Annotated in this window: 16 protein-coding genes and 1 tRNA gene; 11 read left to right on the forward strand and 6 right to left on the reverse strand. The window is 57.4% G+C overall.

Annotation, left to right across the window (positions count from 1 at the left end; translation table 11 throughout):
• Together ACR0AW_RS11620 and ACR0AW_RS11625 are read left to right on the forward strand one after the other, a co-directional pair.
• Nucleotides 1-90: EF-Tu C-terminal domain-related protein (locus ACR0AW_RS11620; RefSeq protein WP_211330766.1), on the forward strand; the 90-nt coding region annotated here is incomplete at its 5' end.
• Nucleotides 91-360: 270 nt separating this feature from the next.
• Nucleotides 361-582 carry a hypothetical protein gene (locus ACR0AW_RS11625; protein WP_170420395.1) on the forward strand — a complete coding sequence of 74 codons (222 nt, stop codon included), beginning with the start codon at nt 361-363 and terminating at the stop codon, nt 580-582.
• Between the two features lie 34 nt (nt 583-616).
• Here the strand turns inward: ACR0AW_RS11625 and ACR0AW_RS11630 are convergent, their stop codons facing one another.
• Nucleotides 617-1,321 carry a DUF374 domain-containing protein gene (locus tag ACR0AW_RS11630; protein WP_170402235.1) on the reverse strand — a complete coding sequence of 235 codons (705 nt, stop codon included), beginning with the start codon at nt 1,319-1,321 and terminating at the stop codon, nt 617-619.
• 142 nt (nt 1,322-1,463) lie between these two features.
• On the opposite strand from ACR0AW_RS11630, the gene ACR0AW_RS11635 reads away from it, so the two are divergent.
• From ACR0AW_RS11635 to lptF, 8 genes are all read left to right on the forward strand, one after another.
• Nucleotides 1,464-1,539 (forward strand) — tRNA-Trp (locus ACR0AW_RS11635).
• A 228-nt stretch (nt 1,540-1,767) separates the two neighbouring features.
• A complete protein-coding gene (locus ACR0AW_RS11640; protein ID WP_170733098.1) occupies nt 1,768-5,073 on the forward strand; it encodes an adenylate/guanylate cyclase domain-containing protein in 3,306 nt (1,101 codons plus the stop codon).
• Between the two features lie 120 nt (nt 5,074-5,193).
• Nucleotides 5,194-6,759, forward strand: coding sequence for an FAD-binding oxidoreductase (locus ACR0AW_RS11645; RefSeq protein ID WP_170733097.1), 1,566 nt, complete (start codon nt 5,194-5,196; stop codon nt 6,757-6,759).
• 39 nt (nt 6,760-6,798) lie between these two features.
• A complete protein-coding gene (locus ACR0AW_RS11650) occupies nt 6,799-8,472 on the forward strand; it encodes a hypothetical protein (RefSeq protein WP_170733096.1) in 1,674 nt (557 codons plus the stop codon).
• A complete protein-coding gene (locus ACR0AW_RS11655) occupies nt 8,465-10,225 on the forward strand; it encodes a ferritin-like domain-containing protein (RefSeq protein WP_170733095.1) in 1,761 nt (586 codons plus the stop codon). Before ACR0AW_RS11650 ends, ACR0AW_RS11655 begins: the two co-directional genes overlap by 8 nt.
• The gene (locus ACR0AW_RS11660; RefSeq protein ID WP_170733094.1) at nt 10,222-11,532 is read left to right on the forward strand and encodes a radical SAM/SPASM domain-containing protein; all 1,311 of its coding nucleotides are present in this window, start codon (nt 10,222-10,224) and stop codon (nt 11,530-11,532) included. Before ACR0AW_RS11655 ends, ACR0AW_RS11660 begins: the two co-directional genes overlap by 4 nt.
• A gap of 4 nt (nt 11,533-11,536) precedes the next feature.
• Nucleotides 11,537-12,952 carry a flavin-dependent monooxygenase QhpG gene (qhpG, locus tag ACR0AW_RS11665; RefSeq protein ID WP_170733093.1) on the forward strand — a complete coding sequence of 472 codons (1,416 nt, stop codon included), beginning with the start codon at nt 11,537-11,539 and terminating at the stop codon, nt 12,950-12,952.
• A 72-nt stretch (nt 12,953-13,024) separates the two neighbouring features.
• On the forward strand, nt 13,025-14,164 hold the full coding sequence (gene lptF / locus ACR0AW_RS11670) for an LPS export ABC transporter permease LptF (protein WP_170392575.1): 1,140 nt from the start codon (nt 13,025-13,027) through the stop codon (nt 14,162-14,164).
• 2 nt (nt 14,165-14,166) lie between these two features.
• Here the strand turns inward: lptF and ACR0AW_RS11675 are convergent, their stop codons facing one another.
• Nucleotides 14,167-15,000, reverse strand: a complete 834-nt coding sequence (locus ACR0AW_RS11675; RefSeq protein WP_170733092.1) for a LysR family transcriptional regulator — start codon at nt 14,998-15,000, stop codon at nt 14,167-14,169.
• 102 nt (nt 15,001-15,102) lie between these two features.
• Between ACR0AW_RS11675 and ACR0AW_RS11680 the strand changes: the two genes are divergently transcribed.
• Nucleotides 15,103-15,693, forward strand: coding sequence for an HD domain-containing protein (locus ACR0AW_RS11680; RefSeq protein ID WP_170733091.1), 591 nt, complete (start codon nt 15,103-15,105; stop codon nt 15,691-15,693).
• On the opposite strand, the gene speB is transcribed toward ACR0AW_RS11680, so the two are convergent.
• The 4 genes from speB to speA all read right to left on the reverse strand — a co-directional run bounded on the left by speB (nt 15,690) and on the right by speA (nt 20,931).
• Entirely contained in the window at nt 15,690-16,532 is an 843-nt protein-coding gene (speB, locus tag ACR0AW_RS11685; RefSeq protein ID WP_170733090.1) for an agmatinase, read from the reverse strand. The genes ACR0AW_RS11680 and speB overlap by 4 nt on opposite strands.
• Complete coding sequence (gene nspC, locus ACR0AW_RS11690; protein WP_170733108.1) at nt 16,529-17,698, reverse strand: carboxynorspermidine decarboxylase; 1,170 nt, start codon at nt 17,696-17,698, stop codon at nt 16,529-16,531. The genes speB and nspC overlap by 4 nt, the downstream gene beginning before the upstream one ends.
• A 109-nt stretch (nt 17,699-17,807) precedes the next feature.
• A complete protein-coding gene (locus ACR0AW_RS11695) occupies nt 17,808-19,019 on the reverse strand; it encodes a saccharopine dehydrogenase family protein (RefSeq protein WP_170392571.1) in 1,212 nt (403 codons plus the stop codon).
• A gap of 22 nt (nt 19,020-19,041) precedes the next feature.
• Nucleotides 19,042-20,931, reverse strand: a complete 1,890-nt coding sequence (gene speA, locus ACR0AW_RS11700; RefSeq protein ID WP_170733089.1) for a biosynthetic arginine decarboxylase — start codon at nt 20,929-20,931, stop codon at nt 19,042-19,044.
• Between the last annotated feature and the right edge of the window lie 15 nt (nt 20,932-20,946).

A 20,946-nucleotide genomic window follows, 5' to 3' on the forward strand; every position in this document is an offset into this window, starting at 1 on the left:
CCGATCGCGATGGAAGACGGCCTGCGCTTTGCGATCCGCGAAGGCGGCCGCACCGTCGGCGCCGGCGTCGTCTCGAAAATCATCGAGTAATCACGGTAGTCGGGCTTTGGCCCGACAAATCGGTGAACTAAAGAAGGCCGCTCCACATGGGGCGGCCTTTTCTCATCCAATCTTCTCGGCGCATTGAGATTATTCGTCGAATGATCTCGGGCAAGCTGAGTTCATTGAACAAAACAGCTGTCGATCTCGCATTCTTAATCTACCGTCCACTCCAAACGAAGACTGAACTCCCAGCTCTCTATTGCAACAGCAAGGGTGACGCGCAAATCAAGTGCGTCCCGGCGATCAGGGGAGACTAAGATGTTTGGTTTTGAATTTCTGAACTATGGAACGCAAATCCTTCACAGCAAGGATTTGGATGATATGCGAGCCGCTGTTCTCGGTGACGACGAACAGGAAGTTGAGTGCAAAATCAGCGACTTTTGCCGAGAGCGCAAGCGATTTGATATCAAGCTTGCTGAAATGTCGGACAGCATGGCGAGAGGAGCGACCTCGGTCAAAACCAGCGCAGACGCGGCCTAACGGCGCAATAGTCGTTTCACGCCGGGTTCTGGGTTCACATGCTCTTTGCCCATGGCTCACGTCCGACCATCCGGTCGGCCTCGGCGGTGATGTCGTTCATATGCTGCTCAAGGCTCAGACGAAGGGCCTCAATCTGCTCTTCGCTGGCCTTGCGTGGAACTGGATCGGTCCATTCGCGGCACAGAAATACGCCGTCGTTGCGCCAGGGGCGAGGCATCAGCAGACGATCCCAAGTTCCGGCTTCGCGCCCGTGCCGCGCGGAATAGGTGATGCCGAAAACTCGTTTACCTGATGTGCGAGCCCAGACCAGCGGTACGGTCGAGGATACCCGCTCGGGTCCGCGAGGGCCGTCGGCGGCAATGCCAATCGAGATACCCTGTTTCATCTTTCCCAGCACTTCGCGCGACAAAGCGACGTGGCGCTTGCGGCTGGACATTGCAATTGTATCCATCCCGAACAGCTTCTGCACTCGCCCCACCATGCTACCCGCGCGCGCTGCCGAAGTGATCGAGCAGATGCGGCCCTTGTCCAGAGGGAAGAAATATGGCGATTGTGCCAGTCTCTGGTGCCACAGCACCACGATGACCGGTTCGCCCTGTTCGGCCAGTTGATCCAGCTCTTCGTAACCGATGCGCTGCCAGCGTGTGTTGCGATGCACCAACCGGATATAGCTTGCGATCCGTCGCGCGACCCAGTTCAGCACGGCTTCGCTGTCTGCGATTTTCTTGCGGATGCTCAAGGCTGCGGTCCTCCTGCTGGCCGAGCCTTGTCTTAAAGAACTGCGCGCCGGGCGCAACTTTTTTGTCAGCGGTAAAGTGTTCGGAAAACTCAAAAAGCCTCTTGAGTCCGCTGCGCCTCTGTCATATCTGATGGCCCAGCCTAGGGGTATAGCTCAGTTGGTAGAGCGACGGTCTCCAAAACCGTAGGTCGCGGGTTCGAACCCTGCTGCCCCTGCCATTTCCCACCGGACAAGCGAAATTCCTGCAACAGAGGCGCGGGCTTGGTGCATACGTGTGGCGCAATTCACTTGACGTGTGCGGCAATAAAGAAAAAGCTTGATCAAGGCTGAAGGAAAAGCCATCAGGACTGTCCAGCTAATGTGCTAAAGTCGTTCGGCTTTTGTGTCACAATATGCAAGCCTGACCGGGTAGGGGAACCCGGAGACGATCGGGGACAACGGGGATAATGACAGAGATCGACGCATTCCTTGAAGAACACGGGCTGTCGAAATATGCGCCGGTATTCGCGTCGAACGAAGTTACATTGGCCGATCTCGCACATCTCTCCGAACATGATTTGATCGACCTTGGGCTGCCACTTGGACCAAGGCGCCGATTGATGGCCGCATTGGGGCAGGCGCGGGATGCCAATCCGACCCCGGTGCAAGGCAGCGGGAAGATTGTCGCCGAGCGGAGGCAACTGACAGTTATGTTTGTTGATCTGGTTGGCTCGACTGCCATGTCCGAGCGGCTTGATCCCGAAGACTTGGGGGAGCTGCTTCGGCGGTTCAAGGAAATTTGCTCGACCTCGGTTGCTCGCTTTGGTGGACATATCGCCGATTTCATGGGTGACGGGGCGATGATCTATTTCGGGTATCCTCACGCGGTGGAAGATGCGGCCTCGCGCGCCGTTCATGCGGGTCTGGATATTCTTGAAGGATTGAATCGCATGGAAGGCCAGGAGCGTCTGACTGCGCGGATCGGTGTTTCGACCGGTCTTGTCGTTGTGGGCGAGATCCATGGCGAAGGGTTGAAGGAACATGACGTGGTCATGGGGCGTACACCCAATCTGGCAGCACGTTTGCAGAGTTTGGCCGAGCCCAATACACTGATCATCAGCCCGTCCACTCGCAGATTGGTGGGCAATGCATTTGAACTGCAGGATCGCGGGTCTTTCGCACTGAAAGGGTTTTCGGAACCGATACAAGCCTGGAGCGTCACAGGGCAGGCGCGGATCGAGCGCAGATTTGACATAATGCCTGATGCCGGTTCTGGTCGGCTCATTGGGCGCCAGGCAGAATTCCGCAAGCTGACCGACAAATGGAATGAGGCAAGTCAGGGCGCTGGACAATCGGTTCTTGTCACTGGCGAGGCAGGGATCGGCAAATCACGCCTGATTGAGGGGCTTAGCCAAGAAGTGCTGGATCAAGGTGCGCTTCGCCTGAACTTCCAGTGTTCGCCCTTTCATGCCAACTCGGCACTTTATCCGATCATTCAGCATCTGGAACGCGCCGCAGGATTTGCGCCGACAGACAACGATGAGGATAAACTGGGAAAACTCTCATACCTCTTGCGCCATCACCCGCCTGAGCATGTGCGCCTGATCGCCGATTTGTTGAGCGTTGATGCTGATGCTACGCTGGGGCCTCTCGACCTGCCGCCGCAAGTGAAGCTTGAGAAGACGTTGGAGGCAGTGACAGAACAGCTTGCAACGTTAGCGCGAGAACGACCGGTGTTGCTATTGTTCGAAGATGCGCATTGGGTTGATCCGACCACCTTGTCTCTTACAGATCGGGTGATCGAACATATTCGGGACCTACCGGTGCTGATCGTCGTAACAGCACGTACCGGTTTCGATCCGGGTTGGGGTCACCACAACAATACCCTGCGTATACCTCTCAAGCGTTTGACCAATCGGGATGTGGCTGAGATCGTAGCTGAGGTGGCGGGGGGACACCCAGTACCACCCGAGGTTTGCGACCTTATTGCGGCCAAGACGGATGGCATTCCGCTTTATGTTCAGGAAGTGACCCGCGGTCTTTTGGAATCGGGGCAATTGCGCTTGAGCGACAAGGGGTATGTTGTACGCGGCCCCCTGCCATCGCTTTCAGTTCCCAGCACGTTGCAGGATTCGCTGATGGAGCGTTTGGACCGTTTGGGCAAGGCCAAAGAAGTGGCGCAAACCGGCGCCGTGTTCGGGCGGCAGTTCTCGATCGCGTTGCTGGCCTCTGTTTCGTTTCTGTCTCCGACGGTTCTGCAGGCCGGACTGGAACAGCTCTCATCGGCCGGGATCATTCTTCAAGCCCCGGATGCGGCAGAGGATGAGTTCATCTTCCGCCACGCATTGATTCGCGACATGGCTTATGACAGCCTGCTGCGCACGGAACGGCAGTCGCTGCATGACCGCGCGGCGGGTGCGTTGCTAGAGAACCAGCCGCAACTGGCCCAGACTCAGCCCGAGGTTCTGGCACAGCATTATACGTTGGCCCAACGCGCGGATGAGGCCGTGATGCACTGGCAAAGCGCGGGGCGTCGAGCGATCGAACGCTCGGCCCAGGCCGAGGCGTTGACCCATCTGTCGAAAGCTCTGGATCAGCTTGCCGATCTGCCAAAGAGCCGTGCACGGGATTTGCAAGAGATCGACATCCAGATTCTACGTGCTGGTGTCCTGCGCTCAACAAGCGGTATTTCAGGGGATGCGACGGGTGAGGCCTATGGGCGTCTGCGCGAACTATGTCACCGAGCTGACGAGACCGAGCGGCTGTTTCCTGTGCTCAACGGGCTATATGCATTCCATCTTGTGCGTGCTGAATATCAATTGGCGAAAGGCGTGGCTGCGCAGATCCTCGATCTGGCGGCGACAAGCGGCAAGACCGAACACCGCATGGTCGGTCATCGCGCCATGGGGGCGGTGCAATTGCATCTGGGCAACCTGTCAGATGCAAAGCGCCATCTTGAGCAAGCTTGGGCGCTTTATGATTTTGATCAGCACAGCCAGCTAGCCTATGTCTATGGAACGGATCATGCCGCGATTACATCAGCATTTCTGGGCACATGTTATTGCCTTATGGGTCGGCATCAAGATGCCCTGCAGGTGCAGAATACAGCGCTGGAATGGTCCAAGAACCTCAAACACGCGCATAGTGTGGCGCAGATCTTGGTTTACATGTGCAAGGTTCACCTGCTGGCGCGCGACATTCCTGCATTGCAAAGGGATGTTAAGGCGCTGTCCGAAGTCGCCGAGGAGCATTCGCTACCCTTTATGGCGACCATTGCGCGGCTATGGGAAAGCTGGGCAAAGGCGACCACGACCTCTGAAGTCGAACATATCGAGGACCTGCGTCAGGCGTCGGAAGACTGGTGGTCGGTTGGGGCCGGAAATTACAAGACTTTCTTCCCTTCGCTGATTGCCGAGATTCAGACAAACGCCGGCCATCACGACGCTGCGCATCAGACTTTGACGCACGCCAGAAAAGTCCTGAGTAAAACCGAAGAGAAATGGGCCGAGGCCGATCAACTGCGTATTGAGGCCGCCCTTGTAGCCAAGACCGGGGGCGATCCTGAACCACTGCTGTTGCGTGCTATCGAAACAGCGCAAAGGCAAGGCGCGCGGCTTTACGAGCTTCGTGCGGCGGTTGCGTTGGCGGAGTGGCGGCAACACCGAGGCGAACCGGTTGGTGAGGCGTTGAATTCGGTCATGTCGCATTTCCATCAAGATGCCCAACTGCCGGACCTCAAAGACGCACGAGCGTTGATGGAAACGATTACTTGACCCGAAGGCCAACTTGCTGCCAGCTTGGGCGCGGGCAGAGTTGGGATGATACCTGAATTTCGACTTTTTAGCGCTGGGTCACCAGTCCGGCGCCCCGCTCTTGTGGTATGAGGAGACCTAATGCGTAAGATCAGCAAAACACTTCTGGCCAAGGATGTCTTGGCGCAAAGCCGTACCGATCTGGCGCTGCAGCAGTACCATTCGATCACGCCCGATGAGATACGTGAATTTGAGAAGAAACTGATCGGAACGGTCACTCTGCCGACCGACGCGGATTACAACAATGACCGGCAGGTTTGGAATCCGGCTTTCCAGGACTACCCAGAGATCATCGTCTTTTGCGAGACCATTCAGGATGTACGCGCCAGCCTTGCTTTCGCGCGTGAGCATGACCTGTGGGTTGTTGCGCGGTCAGGGCGTCACAGCACGGCGGGGTATTCGGTCAATAACCAGATGGTGCTGGATACCAGCCGAATGCGTTACGTGACCGTCGATCCAAAGGTGCCGATGGCCTATGTCGGTCCGGGCACACCGTTCAAGATGCTGAATTCGGAGTTGAACTCCTATCACCTGCACGTGCCGGGCGGGGCCTGTCAGGATGTCTGCGTTGCGGGTTTCATGATGGGCGGCGGCTATGGCTTTACCTCACGCCGGCTTGGGATGGCTTGCGACAGCGTTCTGGGTGTCACGGTCATGCTGTGGGACGGCAGTATCGTGATCGCGGACAAAGAAACGAACTCCGACCTCTTCTGGGCCATACGAGGCGGGACCGGCAATAACTTTGGCGTGTTGCTGGAAATCCGCTACCAGCTGCACCAGCTGTATAAAGTCTGGGGTTGCCACATCACATGGCCGTTGGACAAAGCCGCCAAGGCACTGGAGTACCTGCAGGCCAACTACATGCGCACCTGCGAAGATGACCGTTTCGGGGCCTATATCTTTCTGGCCTATCAGGGAGATCGAAAGGTGCTGCTGGTGTCGGCGCTCTATGATGGCACGTCCGAAGAGGGGAACGCGTTTGTTCAGCCCCTGCTGAGCGATGAAATCGGCGGCGAGATGGGTGAGGACGACCAGAACTATGGCACCTATCAAGAAATCAACTCATGGCTGTATGACGACAAATATGACATCCCCGTCGTCCCCGATCAGGCGCGTGAAGATAAGCAGGCCGGATATATTGAACGCCAGCTCAACGAAGCCGAATGGCAGCGCGTCGTAGACTACCTCGACAGCACGCCCAACGCTTATGGCGCTGTGGCCATCGAACCCTATGGGGGGGCGATCAATCGGATGCCGTTGGGCAAACAAGGCAATGCCTTCATTCACCGTGATGTGTCGCTGAACTTCTACGTCGATGTGTTCTGGGTGTCGGAAGAAGAAAAAGAGATCGTGGTGCCGTGGCTCGACGGATTCATGAAACTGATGACCGAAGAAGGCTATTTCATTGATCGCGTCTATCAGAACTATCCACGGCGGACCCAGAAGAACTATCGCTGGCAATACTGGGGCGAGTATTTCAACTCTTTGCTGTTCGTGAAGCAGAAATTCGACCCGCATAATTTCTTCCATTATCAGCAGAGCATTTCACCGGTGCCGGATGACGCTCCGCCAGACATCATCCGAGATACGTCCAAGTCGATCTTCGACGACCCAACGATCACATACGAGAGCTATTCGAACCCCTGAAAGCAGGGGCTGCCAAGGCCAAACGGGGGAGGGCCCAGTATGGACACGATCCGAGAGATTTTCTTTCTGCCACCCATGGCGGTTGCTCGCCTGGGACCGGGCGAGACACCGCTGGAAAGCTATGAGTGGCAGCAGGACATGGATGCCCATGGCAACAACAAAACGGTCATCCGCTCGAACATAACCCTGCGCGAGATCGAAGATGGCAGTGTCACCGCCTATCTTCCCGATCCCGACACGATCCGCTTTCGCGACGAAGGCGGCGCGTTGCGCCCGGTTGCCCCGTTCTTTGAGCTGTGGGCGCGGATGCATGATGCCGAAACGGGCGAGGAATATGAGACACCGGTGACGCTCGATCTGCTCGACGATCAGGGCCTGTCGCTGCAAAACGTGCGCTATTCGGTCACCGTCGGGAACACCAAGGCCGAGCGCCGGACTGGCGACGCGGCTTGCGGGTTTCGTGCACGGGTCGAGATTGCGGGTCAGGATTTCACCCCGAAACCCCTGCTGGCCTTCAGCCCGTATACGTCCGAACAACAGCCGATGGTCTATGAGCATAACCCGATCCCGCTAGGCTCAATCCGTGTGATGCATCCTGTGCAGGGTCATGATGAACCGGTCGAAGGGGAGTTCATCGACCGCAGTATCCTGCGCCTGCGCTTTATGCCTCCGAAAGGAGAGGTTTATGGCCCGCCTGATGCTGCATACGGTCCGGCGACGCTGGCCGTACCGGGCTATCAGAACGACCCGCCGAAATCGGAATATGGTCGCATCCACGAAATCGTGCCCGAACAGAACCGCATCCTGAACGCCGACACCCCTTGGTCGAAATGGATCATGATGTCCGGCACCTCGGACGACCCTGAGCCGCACGATAGTTACGACGGTGCCCGTGTGGGCAATGACCAATCCTGGGGAGTGGCCGATGACACCAGCGATGGCGTGATCGAGGCGACGCTGGCAGTACGTGGCGAACGCCTGACCGCGCGCGCCACGATCATGACCGGACCACCCGATTTTGCACCTGATGCGCGGCCGTTCTACAGCCTTGAGGATGATCTGGCCGATCGTGATCTGTCGCTAATCTCGGTAACTGAAGAAAACTACACCCAGGCCAAAGACGAGGTGGTCGATATCTTCCGCCGCGCCTTCGAGACCAACAGCCTGATCAACCTCGACGATATCCGCGCGCAAGGTTTGAAGGACAATGCCAAATTACAGGCGAAAACCGGGATTTCCCCGACGCCGGGCCTGCCGTCAACCGATGCGAAATCCATGACGGAGGAGGATGCAAGGCCGCCGGACAAGATCGACGAACTGATCCGCCCGCAACCGATCTCGGTCTTTTCGAACTCCGTGCCCAATGATCGGCTGCCCTATACAGTTGCGACGAAGTTCGTGCATGAGCAACTGATCGACGAGGCCAACCTGCTGGATTTCCTGCGCCGTCGCCCGGATTTCGTTAAAACGCTGCTGCGTCCACCATATGGTATCTTGACCGAGCTTGAAACCGACCCGAACCCTGATCAAAACCCGAACCCGGATTTTCGCGATCCTCGGATTATCCGCGACTCGATGCACGACGCGCGGATGCCGCCTTATATGCGCGATTCCAACTATTACCCGCTGTCGCTGTCGCGCAGGCAGTACCATCTGGTGATCTCGTTCATCGACTATCTGGTTGCACAGGAAACGGAGGCTCAGAATGTCTGATCAGCCCGGCCAAATCCGCGTTAAACCCCGCAACCTGACCGCCCGCGCGGCCTATAAGGTACCGGGCAACCCCGACAACACGCGACTGGACGGATCGGTGGGGAATTGCTTTCCCGGTCTGGAAATGGATGTGCGCAACCTGGACCGCCGCTTTTTCCCCGGTCTGGTGTTCAACGCCGCGCGGGTGCCGCTGAACCCCGTGCCCGAGGCGCCGAAGAATTCACAGGGCTTCCATCTGGTTTTTGTGGACTATTTCTATGATCCGATGCTGCCTGACAACAGCCCCGAGGAGTGGGTGCAGACGCTGTTGGAGGCCTACAGCGGTGACATCGGCGCAAAGCTCAGCCAAGGTCGCTGGTTCCTGTCATGGGTCGAGCAGAGCGGTAAGCGCATCACTTTCAAGGAGGAAGACGGCACACCCTATGACGGGCTGATGATTTGGCGGTTCATCCGCAGTCTGGAACATGGTGATGACAAACCGGTCAGCATTGCTCTGGAACGGCGCAATCATGATGGCATCGTGGATACCGAGCAGGTCGTCCTGCACGGATTCCGCCGCCAGTACCGGACCGAGGCGGGTGTCTTCAGCGAAGCCTATGATCCCGGAGAATTGACGCAAAGCCTGTGCAATCCGTGGTCCCATGACTTCCGCGACTGCGGCTGCCACTACTGGCCTTCGAACCACCCCGACGTAGTGATGGCTGAGGTGGCGCATGACGATCAGCTGCCCTCGGGTCAGTCAAAGAACCCGATCGAGGCCGAGACCTATCTGGATTGGCTGCGCTCGGACAAGTCTCCGTCCGGTAAAGTCGCGGCGCTGAATACGGTCGAACAAAACCGCCCCTACCAGATTGACCATTATCAGGTAAATCAGATGTGGAGCGAATTGCCTATCGTCGTTGAAGGCCGCGAAACGGGCGAGGTTTATGAAGTTGATCCCGAAATGCCAGGCGTGGAGCCCTATGACACGCCGCAGGCGATGATCGAGGACCTCAAGACGCGTCTGGCCGCGATGGAGATGACGCTGAGCCTGCAATATCTTTATGCCTTTTTCTCGCTGGCGGATCCCGAAACGGCGGATACCCAAAAATGGCCGACGCTGAAAGACGATCTGATATTTGCCCGGCGTTCGGTGCTGGAGGTCGCGATTGGCGAGATGACCCATATGCGCTGGGCGAACCAGTTGCTTTGGGAGCTTGAGCCCGAGGGGTATGAACCCATCTTGACCCCGTCCGAAACTCTGCCGGCGGGCAAGGGTAAGACGCAGCCGCGCGCACTGAGGCCACTGACGGCCGAAGCGCTTGCGGATTTCATCGAGATCGAGCGCCCCGGAGGCTTTATCGACCGCGCTTATGCGCAATGTGTGGCGACTTTGGAGCAGGAGGATTTGTTCCCGGAGCGCCGCCTTTATGCGCTGGCGGTACGGATCGACACTGACGGGGACGAGCACTTCCTGCGCTTCAGTCAAATGAAGGACGTTTTGGCCAAATACGATACGGGAGAAGGCACGCCTGCCTATTTGCGTCAGATTGAGGTTGGCACTGAAGAGGAGGCCAGGACGGCGCTGGAACTCTACGCTAAGGTCAAGGATGGGTTAGCCAACGCCTATACGCTTGAAGCGGATGGCAAATTTGAAGACTCCCAGGCCTACATCCAGCAGGTGCGCGATGATATGAAGCTGTTCCGCGTCGAGGGCGAAGCACTGGCCGCCAAGGGGATTGGCATCCCGTTCTGGACGGAGGGTAAGGCGTGATCCCACCCGCCGCGCAGGTGCATTTCTTTGACACAGGGCATGGAGATCACATGCTGGCCGTTGATGGATCGCGCGTGTTTGATGTGCCTGAGGGGACGGCGGACCAATTCGCAACGATGGACAAGAGAAGTCAGAGCGCTTTCCTCAGGTCCATGGGATTGGATGGAACATCTTTCATCGATGACACGCCGCCTCAGAGTATGCCCGTGAGGTCGCTGTCACTGGCAGTGGCGCAGAAATGCAATCTGGCTTGCACTTATTGCTATGCTGAAGGGGGAGAATTTGGCGGACCCGCGCGGAATATGGAATGGGAAGTCGCCAAGGCTTCGGTTGATCGGCTGGTGGCCGAAGCCGCACCCGGTGTGCGGATCAACCTTGCCTATTTGGGTGGAGAACCTCTGATCAACCGTGATCTGGTGCAACGCACTACGGAATATGCCGTCGATCAGGCGCAGGCCAACGGGTTGAGCGTCGGGTTCTCGATCACAACCAACGGGACCCTGCTACGCCCCGAGGATGCGGCGTTTTTCGAAGCGCATGGATTTGCTGTCACCATCAGTCTGGATGGCGTGGGCGAGGTCCATGACAAGCTGCGCCCAAATCGTGGCGGTCGGGGTAGTTTTGATACGATCCTGAAACGGGTCGAGCCTTTGCTGGCAGCTCAACACCGTATGCAGGTTGGTGCCCGGGTAACGGTTACGCCGCAGAATATGAACCTGCCAGAGACGCTGGATCGGTTTGTGGGAATGGGATTTCATTCGATTGGATTCTCGCCAATGCTCGCCTCGCCCAACGGTCAGCATGAACTGAACCGGAGTGATTTGGACGAGATACTATCGCAGATGATCCGTTGCGGCGAAGTTTTCGAGGCGGCGGTAATCGAAGGGCGGCGCTACCCATTCTCGAACATGGCAGTGGCGATGCAGGAGATCCACCGAGGCACCCATCGGCCCTATGCCTGCGGGGCAGGGGGCGGGTATTTCGGCGTGTCCGCTGATGGCGGCCTGTTCGCCTGCCATCGCTTTGTTGAAGACGAAGCCGGAGCCATGGGCGATGTCTATAATGGCCCTGATCTTCGGCGAGAAAATTGGTTGACGAACCGTCACGTGCACACCCAGTCCCCGTGCGGCACTTGCTGGGCGCGGTATCTGTGCGGCGGCGGCTGTCATCACGAGGTCATCCATCGCGGACGCCCCGCTTGCGACTACATTCGAGGTTGGCTGCACTATTGCCTTCAAGCCTATGTCCGCTTGTCCGAAGCACGTCCGGATTATTTTGGCGTGTCCGCTAAGGTGGCCTCTGCCTGAACGGATGGAGATTGAGACCGAAATCTGCGTGATCGGAGGCGGCCCGGCAGGTAGTTCTGCTGCGCTGAGGTTGGCTCAGCTAGGTCGGCGTGTCTGCCTGATCGAGCGGCAAACGTTCCCGCGCCAGCATGTCGGCGAGTCATTGCCGCCATCAATCTGGCCGATCCTGAAACTGTTGGGGGTCGACGAAACCGTTTCCCAAACCGGTTTTCTGCGTGCAAGCGGATCGCTTTTGCATTGGGCCGGAGCGTTCGAACGTCGCGGCGTCGACGGTGATCACCCCGGACTTTTGGTTGACCGGGGCCAGTTTGATGCGGTGCTGTTACGTGCAGCACAAGCGGCAGGGGCGCAGGTCGTCCAACCTGCGCGCGCATACCGCCCGGTGCGCCAGCATTCTGGTTGGGAGATTCCCGTTCGGACCGACACGGGCGCCTTTCGGATCCAGGCACAAATCCTGCTGGACGCAGCGGGACGGCAAGCCGGGCTGGGCCGCAGGTTTCTCCCTGCATCCCAACCTTTGTTGGCGCTTTATGCTTATTGGCACGTGCCGCCGGGCTTTGGCCCGCAAGCCCGGGTCGAGGCGGGACAAGGACATTGGTATTGGGGCGCGTTGTTACCGGGAGGAGTGGTCAACGCAATGGTTTTTGTCGATCCCGACGCCTGCATCGGGCTGCCACCCGCAGATCGACGCGATCTCTATCTGAATCTTCTGGCCCGTTCGACACTACTAGCGCCCTGTCTGGAACAGCGCCGTATCGGGCCTGTGCGGCGGGCGGATGCGACCAGCCAGGCCGAGACAACACCACCAACGCGCGACCTTCTGCGGGTCGGAGAGGCCAGCTTCGCGGTCGACGCGTTGTCGTCGCAGGGGGTGCAATTGGCGATGGGGCAGGCGGTGCAGGCCGCAGCTGTGGTGAACACGCTTCTGACAACCCCCGATCATAGTGATCTGGCCTTGTCTTTTTATGCGGATCGGCAATTCGAGCGTGTGCAGACCCATGCAGCGCTCGCAGCCGATTTCTATGCACGGCAGCATGCTGTCGATCCTTCGCACTTCTGGGCTGAGCGCGCAAAGCCGTTGGATTGGGTAAAGTCTCCAGCGTTCGATCCAAACACGGAGGCGTTGCGTGATGATCAGCCCCTCATCCTGTCACCTCAGGCCAAGCTCATCACTTCCGGCGTGCAAACCGCTTCGCATATCGAACCCGGCCTTGTCATAGGGCACCCGAATCTTCCAAGGCCAGTTGCAAATCTGGAGGGCGCAATGCTGGGACCGTTGCTAGAGCGGCTGGGCGCCCCGACAACCACTTTGAACATCATCAAGAGCTGGTCAGAGGTTTTGGCCACACACACGGCGTCGCGCATTCTGCGCTGGCTTTGGTATCATCGCATCGTGATCCCCGCCGCTGATCAGGCTTAATCGAGGTTTCCTCGGCGCGTTGAATCACCTAAAGTCCGCCGCAACGCCAATCGCCAAGAAACAAGAGGTCGCATGTCGCGTTTTGATGGGTATTTCCTGCGGCAATTGCTGGTGCTGTTTGGCTTTTTCACCCTTGTGCTTGTCGGGGTGTTCTGGATCACGCGTTCAGTCAGCCTTTTTGATCGGGTCATCAGCGGCGGCCAATCGGCGATGGTATTCCTGGAGTTCACGGCGTTGACCTTGCCGACGCTGATCCGGACGGTCATGCCCATGGCTGTGTTTGCGGCCGCTGTTTACGCAACCAACCGTTTGAGCCGCGAAAGCGAGATGACGGTGATGCTGGCAACAGGCTCCAGCCCGTGGCGACTTGCGCGAGCGGTCTTGGTGTTCGGGCTCAGTGCGGGACTGATGATGGCTGTCATCAGCGTCTTTCTGCGACCTGCATCGGTTGATCAACTGGAATTAAGACAGGATGAAGTTGCCGGAGATGTCACCGCACAGCTGTTGAATGAGGGCGAGTTCTTGCATCCAGCAGAAGGTGTAACCGTCTATATCGGCGATATCGATTTGGACGGAACGCTGCGCGAAGTCTTCGTCTCGGACCGTCGCGATGGGATTAACCCGGTCAGTTATTCCAGTGCTACGGCCTATCTGGTCAATCAGGCTTCGGGCATTCATCTGGTTATGCTGGATGGGATTGCGCTGCGGTATGATCAGGCTGGTAACACGCTGTCATCCACGTTGTTCGAAGACGCCTCTTACGACATTTCCGAACTGACCCAGAATTCGAGTATGGGCCATCGCAGCCTTGAAGCCATCCCGACGGTCGAGTTGATCTGGGATCGCGAAGCGGTCTCAGTGAAAGATGATCACAGCATCGGCCATCTGGTGGATGAGCTGCACCAGAGGTTCTCGTGGATTGCAATATGTATTGCGGTCGCATTGGTCGGATATTCGACCCTGATGCTGGGTAGTTTTTCGCGCTTTGGGCTTTGGCCTCAGATCCTGGGTGCCTTTACCATTCTGGTCCTGCTTGAGGGGGTTCGGGGATTCGTATCCCCGTTCGTCATCAATGATCCCAGACTTTGGGGCTTGCTGTATCTTCCCGCCGTTATGGGCGTGCTTGTGTCGGTTCTGTTTTTACTGGCCGCGGGGCGACCCTTGCTGCGAAAAAGGGTTCGAAACGGAGCACCAAAGCCGTCACCGGTCTGAAGTCAGCGGCGAAGTTCCTCCAGACACTGCAGGATGTTTTCAACTTCTTGACTGTCCGAACGGACCACCAAATACAGCGGTAGCATTAAGTCGCGCGCATCTTTCTCGCGCAACAGCTCGCCTGAGTTCAGATGCTGAGTGATGACATAGTCCGGGAAATACCCATACCCGCCACGCTGTAGGAGATAGCGTAAAGCCATCAAGCAATTACCCAGAAAGATAGTTTGCCCTGTCGCGAGACGCGCTGTGGAACGGACATGATCCCGGTAGGTCTCGCCCAGTTCTATGTTGACAAATACCCGTTCAGCGTCGGTGTTCGCATCCTTCCTGCTTTGAACCAAAGACAGCCGTTCGGGCGCAAGTTCGTGGAATACCACGCGCCGGTCCGCAGGTTTTTCATGGGTCAGCGCGGCGTCAAGTACGTGGGTCGCAACGGCGTCGACCATATCCAAATCATGGTCGTAATTCAGGGTTAACAGCAATTGTCCAAACCGTTGTTCAAAGCGAACAGCAAGGTCCACCAGTAACGGATCCCACACGCTCAACTGGGCACCCAGACGCAGTGCCAACCGATTTTGAATCTGTTCAGGCAGGTCGTTGGCTGCGAACGACCACAGCGACAGCATCTGTTCCGCATAGGGTTTGAATTGGCGGCCGTACTCGGTCAATACCGTTCCGCCTACCCCGCGCGAGAACAGTGGTTTGCCTGTTGCGTCTTCCAGGGCCCTGATCCGGGCGCTGACTGCGGTTTGGGTTACATTCAACTTACGGGCCGCTGAGTGAAACCCACCGGTTTCGGCTACGCACAAAAAAGTTTCCAGAGATTTGGTTTGCATACCGAAAGTATTTTTTGATCGTATTGATAAAATCAATTCATTTTTTTGCCTGCAACTGCCGCCTTAAGGTGATTGGATGAATGCAGCCAAAGGATTCGCACCATGCTGGACAAGAGCCACAAACCCACCTGGACCAGTTTTGAAGAGGCGACCAAGGCCGACTGGGATGCGGTCATGGAGTATGAAGAGAGCTACAACGCTGCTTTGCCGGATCGCATACTGGACGCCATTCGTTCACTGGATGAAGAATGGACGCCGTATCCGGTGAATCGCTATCAGCACAGCCTACAGGCCGCGACACGAGCGTATGAGGACGGCGCTGATGAAGAGTTGGTTGTGGCTGCCCTGATCCATGACACCGGCGATATCTTGTCGCCTTATAATCACGGGGAACTGTCCGCCGCTATGATGAAGCCTTATGTCAGTGAGAAGACACACTGGATTCTCAAGCACCACTGCGTGTTTCAGGGCTACTACTACAATCATCATCTAGGTGGTGATCGGAATGCCCGCGACAAATATCGCGACAGCCCGTATTGGGAGGACTGCCGCTATTTTTGTCATGAATATGATCAGAAGGCGTTCGACCCGGATTATCCGACCAAACCGCTGGAGTTCTTCGAACCCATGCTACGCCGCGTTCTGAACAAGGGCGAAGGGCACATGGAACTGAATGAGACCGCCGAGGCTTAACAGGCGGCCATCAGGCGATAGACGATCTGGGCGGCGGTAAAATCCCAGGCGGCATTGCCGTTCGGGGCCAGTTCGACGACGTCGAAACCCACACATTTTCGGCCCTTCAGGGCGTGTTCCACCAGGCGCAGGGCTTGATAATATCCCAGCCCGCCTGGGACGGGTGTTCCAGTGGCGGGCATGATTGCCGGGTCCAGCCCATCAACGTCAAAGCTGGCGTACACCAGTTCGGGAAAATCCTTGGGCAGATCAACCGAGTGGATGTTGCCGGTAACCAGTTCTTCGGCGTCTACATGAAACACGTGATTTTTCAGGCGGCTTTGGGCTTCTTCGGTCGAAAAGGCGCGAACGCCGAATTGCGCCAGACGGATACCTTCTTCGGCAAGAAGATGCATGACTGAGGCGTGAGAATGTTTCTCGCCCTGATAAGCGTTGCGCAGATCAGCATGGGCGTCGATTTGCACGATACCAATCGGTTGGTTTAGAGCGCGGGCAACACCCAACACTGCGCCGTAGCTAAGTGAATGCTCGCCACCTAGCGTCACCGGGATTTTGCCGGCGCGAACGGCCGCTTCCGTGCGTTGGGCTAGGCGTTCCATTATCTCTGGCAACGCTGCATCGCAGTCAACGGGTTCTTCGGTGAAGATCCCCTCGACGCAGGGCTCGGCGTGGCCAGTGATGCGTTCCAGTTCATTACTGGCTTCGATAATTGCGTCCGGGCCTTTGGCGGTGCCCGCGCCGTAAGATACAGTGCGTTCCAGCGGCACCGGGATCACACGGAACCGCGCGTCCTCGGTGCGCTCGGATGCGGACAGTTCACTGTCGAGGAAAATACTCATGAGAGGCGGCCTTTAAAGTCGTCATAGTCGAACTGTTTGATGATTTTCAGTTCGTCCGTTTCGCTGTTCCACAGCGCTATAGTCGGCAGCGGAACTCCGTTGAAGGTGTTGGTTTTGACCATCGAATAATGCGCCTGATCGAGGAAGGCAAAGCGCTGGCCGATTTCCAGTGGTTTGTCCCATGTGTAGTCACCGATCACGTCGCCCGCCAGACAGGACGGGCCGCCCAGGCGATAGGTATGGCCTGCCTCGGCCTCATCCATGAGGGCGGGGCGATAGGGGGCTTCGATGACGTCCGGCATATGGCAGGTGGCCGAGATATCGGTGATCGCAAGGGTCATCCCGTTGGTCGGCAAGTCGAGGATTTCGCCAACCAGAATGCCCGCATCCAGGGCCACCGCCTCACCGGGTTCCAGATAGACGTCGATACCGTGTATCTCACGGATGGATTTGATGAAGGCGACCAGCCCGTCGCGGTCATAGTCATCACGGGTGATATGATGCCCGCCGCCGAAGTTCAGCCATTTGAGTTGGCCAAGGTACGGTTTGAGCTTTGGCTCAACCGCGTCCCATGTCCGGTGCAACGGCGCGAACCCCTGTTCGCAGAGCGTGTGCATGTGCAGCCCGTCCACGCCACTCATAGTCTCGGCGGTCAATTGGCTGACCGGCGTGCCCAGACGCGAGCAGGGCGCGCAAGGGTCGTATTTGGGGATTTCGCCTTCGGAATGTTCTGGATTGATGCGCAAACCGACCTGTACGCCGGCGGCTTGGGCTTTTGCCAGAAAGCGGTCCTTTTGCGCGGGTGAGTTGAAGATGATGTGGTCAGACAATGACAGGATTTCGTCGATGTCGCTTTCTTTGTATCCGGCGCAGAAAGTGGCGACCTCGCCGCCATATTCATCGCGGCCCAGCCGGGCCTCGTAGATGCCGCTAGCGCAGGTGCCGCCAAGGTATTGGCGTACAAGCGGGGCCAGCGAGAACATCGAAAACGCCTTGAGGGCTCCGAGAATGTGAGCGCCGGAGCGGGTGCCGATATCGGCAAGGATGTTCAGATTTCGTTCGACAGCTTTTTCATCGACCACGAAGCAGGGGGTAGGTATGCGGTTTAGATCAAACCTGCGGAAAGCTCCTGCATCTCCGGCTTGTGTAGTCATCATGTCGGACAAGAGGTTATCTCCGGACAGTGCGGAAGGCAGTGCCTGACCGCGGGTGGGTGCGAAGCGCCCGCCCATGGGGACGGTCGGGCGCTGCCCGGCGTTGCCGCCGGGCGAGGATTTAGAAGTTAACCGGGCCGTCGAGTTCGTGGACCTGCCATGGCAAACCATGTTCGTTCAGCATGTCCATGAAGTTGTCAGGGTCGAGTTGCTCCATGTTCCACACGCCCGGTTCGCGCCAATTGCCTTTCAGCACCTGCGCCGCACCGATCATGGCGGGGACGCCGGTGGTGTAGCTGACGGCTTGGCTGCCGACCTCACGGTAGCATTCCTCGTGATCGCAGATGTTGTAGATATAATAGGTCTTTTCGCCCGAGCCGTCCTTGGCCTGACCTGTGGCGATGTCACCGATGCAGGCTTTGCCCTTGGTCTCCGCGCCCAGATCGCCGGGATCGGGCAGCAGGGTTTTCAGGAACTGAATCGGGATGATTTCCTTGCCGTCATGCATCACCGGGTCAATGCGAGTCATACCGACGTTTTCCAGCACCTTGGCGTGGGTGATGTAGGCGTCGCCGAAGGTCATCCAGAAGCGGGCGCGCTCAATCTCGGGGAAATGGGTGCTGAGCGACTCCAGTTCCTCGTGATACATCAGGTACATGTTCTTGGGGCCGATGGCGGGGAAGTCGAACTCGACCTTGTGGGTCATCGCCGGGCTGTGCTGCCATGCGCCGTTTTCCCAATGGCGCACCTCGGCCAGCACTTCGCGCAGGTTGATTTCCGGGTTGAAGTTGGTGGCGAATTCTTGATCGTTGCTGCCGCCATTCGCGTCCAGCACATCGATCTGACGGATCGTATCCAACTTGTGCTTCTTCAGCCATTTGGCGAAGACGGATGTAACACCCGGATCGAAGCCCGAGCCGAGGATGGCAGTCAAACCAGCCTCTTTGAACCGCTCTTGATAGGCCCATTGCCAGTGGTATTCGAACTTGGCCTCGTCCTCGGGCTCATAGTTCGCGGTGTCGAGATAGTGGATGCCGGCCTCAAGACACGCGTCCATCAGAACCAGATCCTGATACGGCAGGGCCAGGTTTACGAGGATTTCTGCACCCGTTTCTTTGATCAGTTTGACTGTATCTTCAACCTTGTAGGCGTCCAACTCGGCAGTCGCGATGTCCACACCGACGCGGTCCTTAACGGCCGCTGCGATGGCGTCGCATTTCGATTTCGTGCGGCTGGCCAGCGTGATCTCGGTAAAGATGTCCGAATTCATCGCCATTTTGTGCACGGCTGCGTGGGACACGCCGCCCGCGCCGACAACCAGTGTTTTGCCCATGGGATAGTCTCCTCTCAAGGGGTTATTCGTAATAGGTGTAGCCGTTGATCGAGTCGCGATAGGCGCTCATCAGGGTTTTTCGGTCCTTGGCTTGCAGAGTACCGGTCGAAATCGCCTCGTCCACCATTTTGCGGAACGCGGCGACACAGTCTTGCGGGTCGAATTCCACATAAGACAAGACTTGAGAAATTGTGTCGCCCTCTTGTTCATGCAGCAAGTCGAAGCCACCGTCGGTGCGCAGGTCGATGGTGACAACATTGGTGTCGCCGAACAGATTGTGTAGGTCGCCAAGTGTTTCCTGATAGGCGCCAACGAAGAAGACGCCCATGAAATACTCGCCTTCTTCGGGCAGCGAATGCACCGGCAGGCTGGGGGACACGCCGTCGGTCAAAATGAACCGGTCAATCTTACCGTCGCTGTCGCAGGTAATGTCGGACAGGACCGCGCGGCGGTCTGGTGTTTCATTCAAGCTTTGCAGCGGCACGATTGGGTGCAATTGGTCGATGGCCCAGACATCGGGGAGGGATTGGAACAGCGAGAAGTTGCAATGGTAGATGTCTGCGACCTTCTCAAGCTGGTCATCCACTTCCGTGTCCAGATCATCACTTGCCGCCAAGGCCTTGAGACGGGCCATAAGGGACAGGTAGATGCGCTCGGCCCGGGCCATCTGGCGCAGGTCGACATACCCGCGTCTGAAAAGCGCGCGCAATTCATTGCGATAGAAGGTTGCGTCGTTCCAGCATTCCTGCAGCCGATCCTTGCTGAGATAGCCGTGTACTGCGGCGAGGTCCGAAACCATGTGGTGGTCATCGGGCTCGGCCATTGGTCCGTCCGGGGCGTCGTAGAGTGTGCTTTCCAACACGTTGAAGACCAGCATGGACGACGTCGCAACCACCGCACGACCGCTTTCGGTGATCAATGTGGGGTGGTCGATTTCAGCCTCGTCCATGGCGTAAGCCACGGTTTCGACTACGTTGGCGCAATATTCCTCGACCGTGTAGTTGATCGAGTTTTCCGCGGCCTTTTTTTCGCCCGTGTAATCCACCCCCATGCCGCCGCCGAGATCCAAGTAGCTGAGTGGTACACCTTCACGCGAGAGTTCGGTGTAATACCGGCATGCCTCGCCAACAGCGCGGCGCACATCGTTAACGTCTTGCACCTGTGAACCCAGATGCGAATGTTGCAGCTTGAGGCAGTGCAGCAATCCCGCCGCTTTCAGCTTGTCCACGGTGGCAACAAGCTGGTCGGTGTTCATTCCAAAGGCGGAACGGTCGCCCGAACTTTCTTCCCATTTGCCGCTGATCTGATTGGTCAATTTGACCCGAACGCCTATTAGGGGCTCGATCCCCAGTTGGTTATAGACCTCGATGACGGTATTGGCCTCTTTTGGGCTTTCCAGCACGATGACGGTGTTGAACCCGATCTTGCGAGACAGGATCGCCAATTGGATGAATTCAGCATCCTTGACGCCATTGCAGACGATCAGCGCTTCGGGGGCCAGGCGATGGGCCAGGGCCAGCACCAGTTCAGGTTTTGATCCTGCTTCAAGGCCATAATTGTATTTCTTGCCGAACTCGACGATCCGGTCGACCACCTGCGCCTGTTGGTTCACCTTGATCGGAAAAACACCGCGATAGTGGCCCTTATAGTTTACGCGCGCGATTGCCTCGGCAAAGCTCTCGTTCAGGTGCGCGATTTCATGCTCTAGATAAGACGCAACACGCAAGACCATCGGGGCTTTGATCCCCCGGTCGTCCAGATCGCTGAGGATACCCGGCAGGCTGATTGGCTCGGCTTCGGGGGCCATCGGATTGCGCAGAGCTATCTCGCCCCATTCTGTCACCTCAATGAGGCCATGGCCCCATTTCTCAACCCCGTAGATGGAATGCGGTGCGTCGGGCGTCTGTTTCAATCAGATCAGTCCTTA

Source organism: Ruegeria sp. C5 (genome assembly GCF_056537605.1).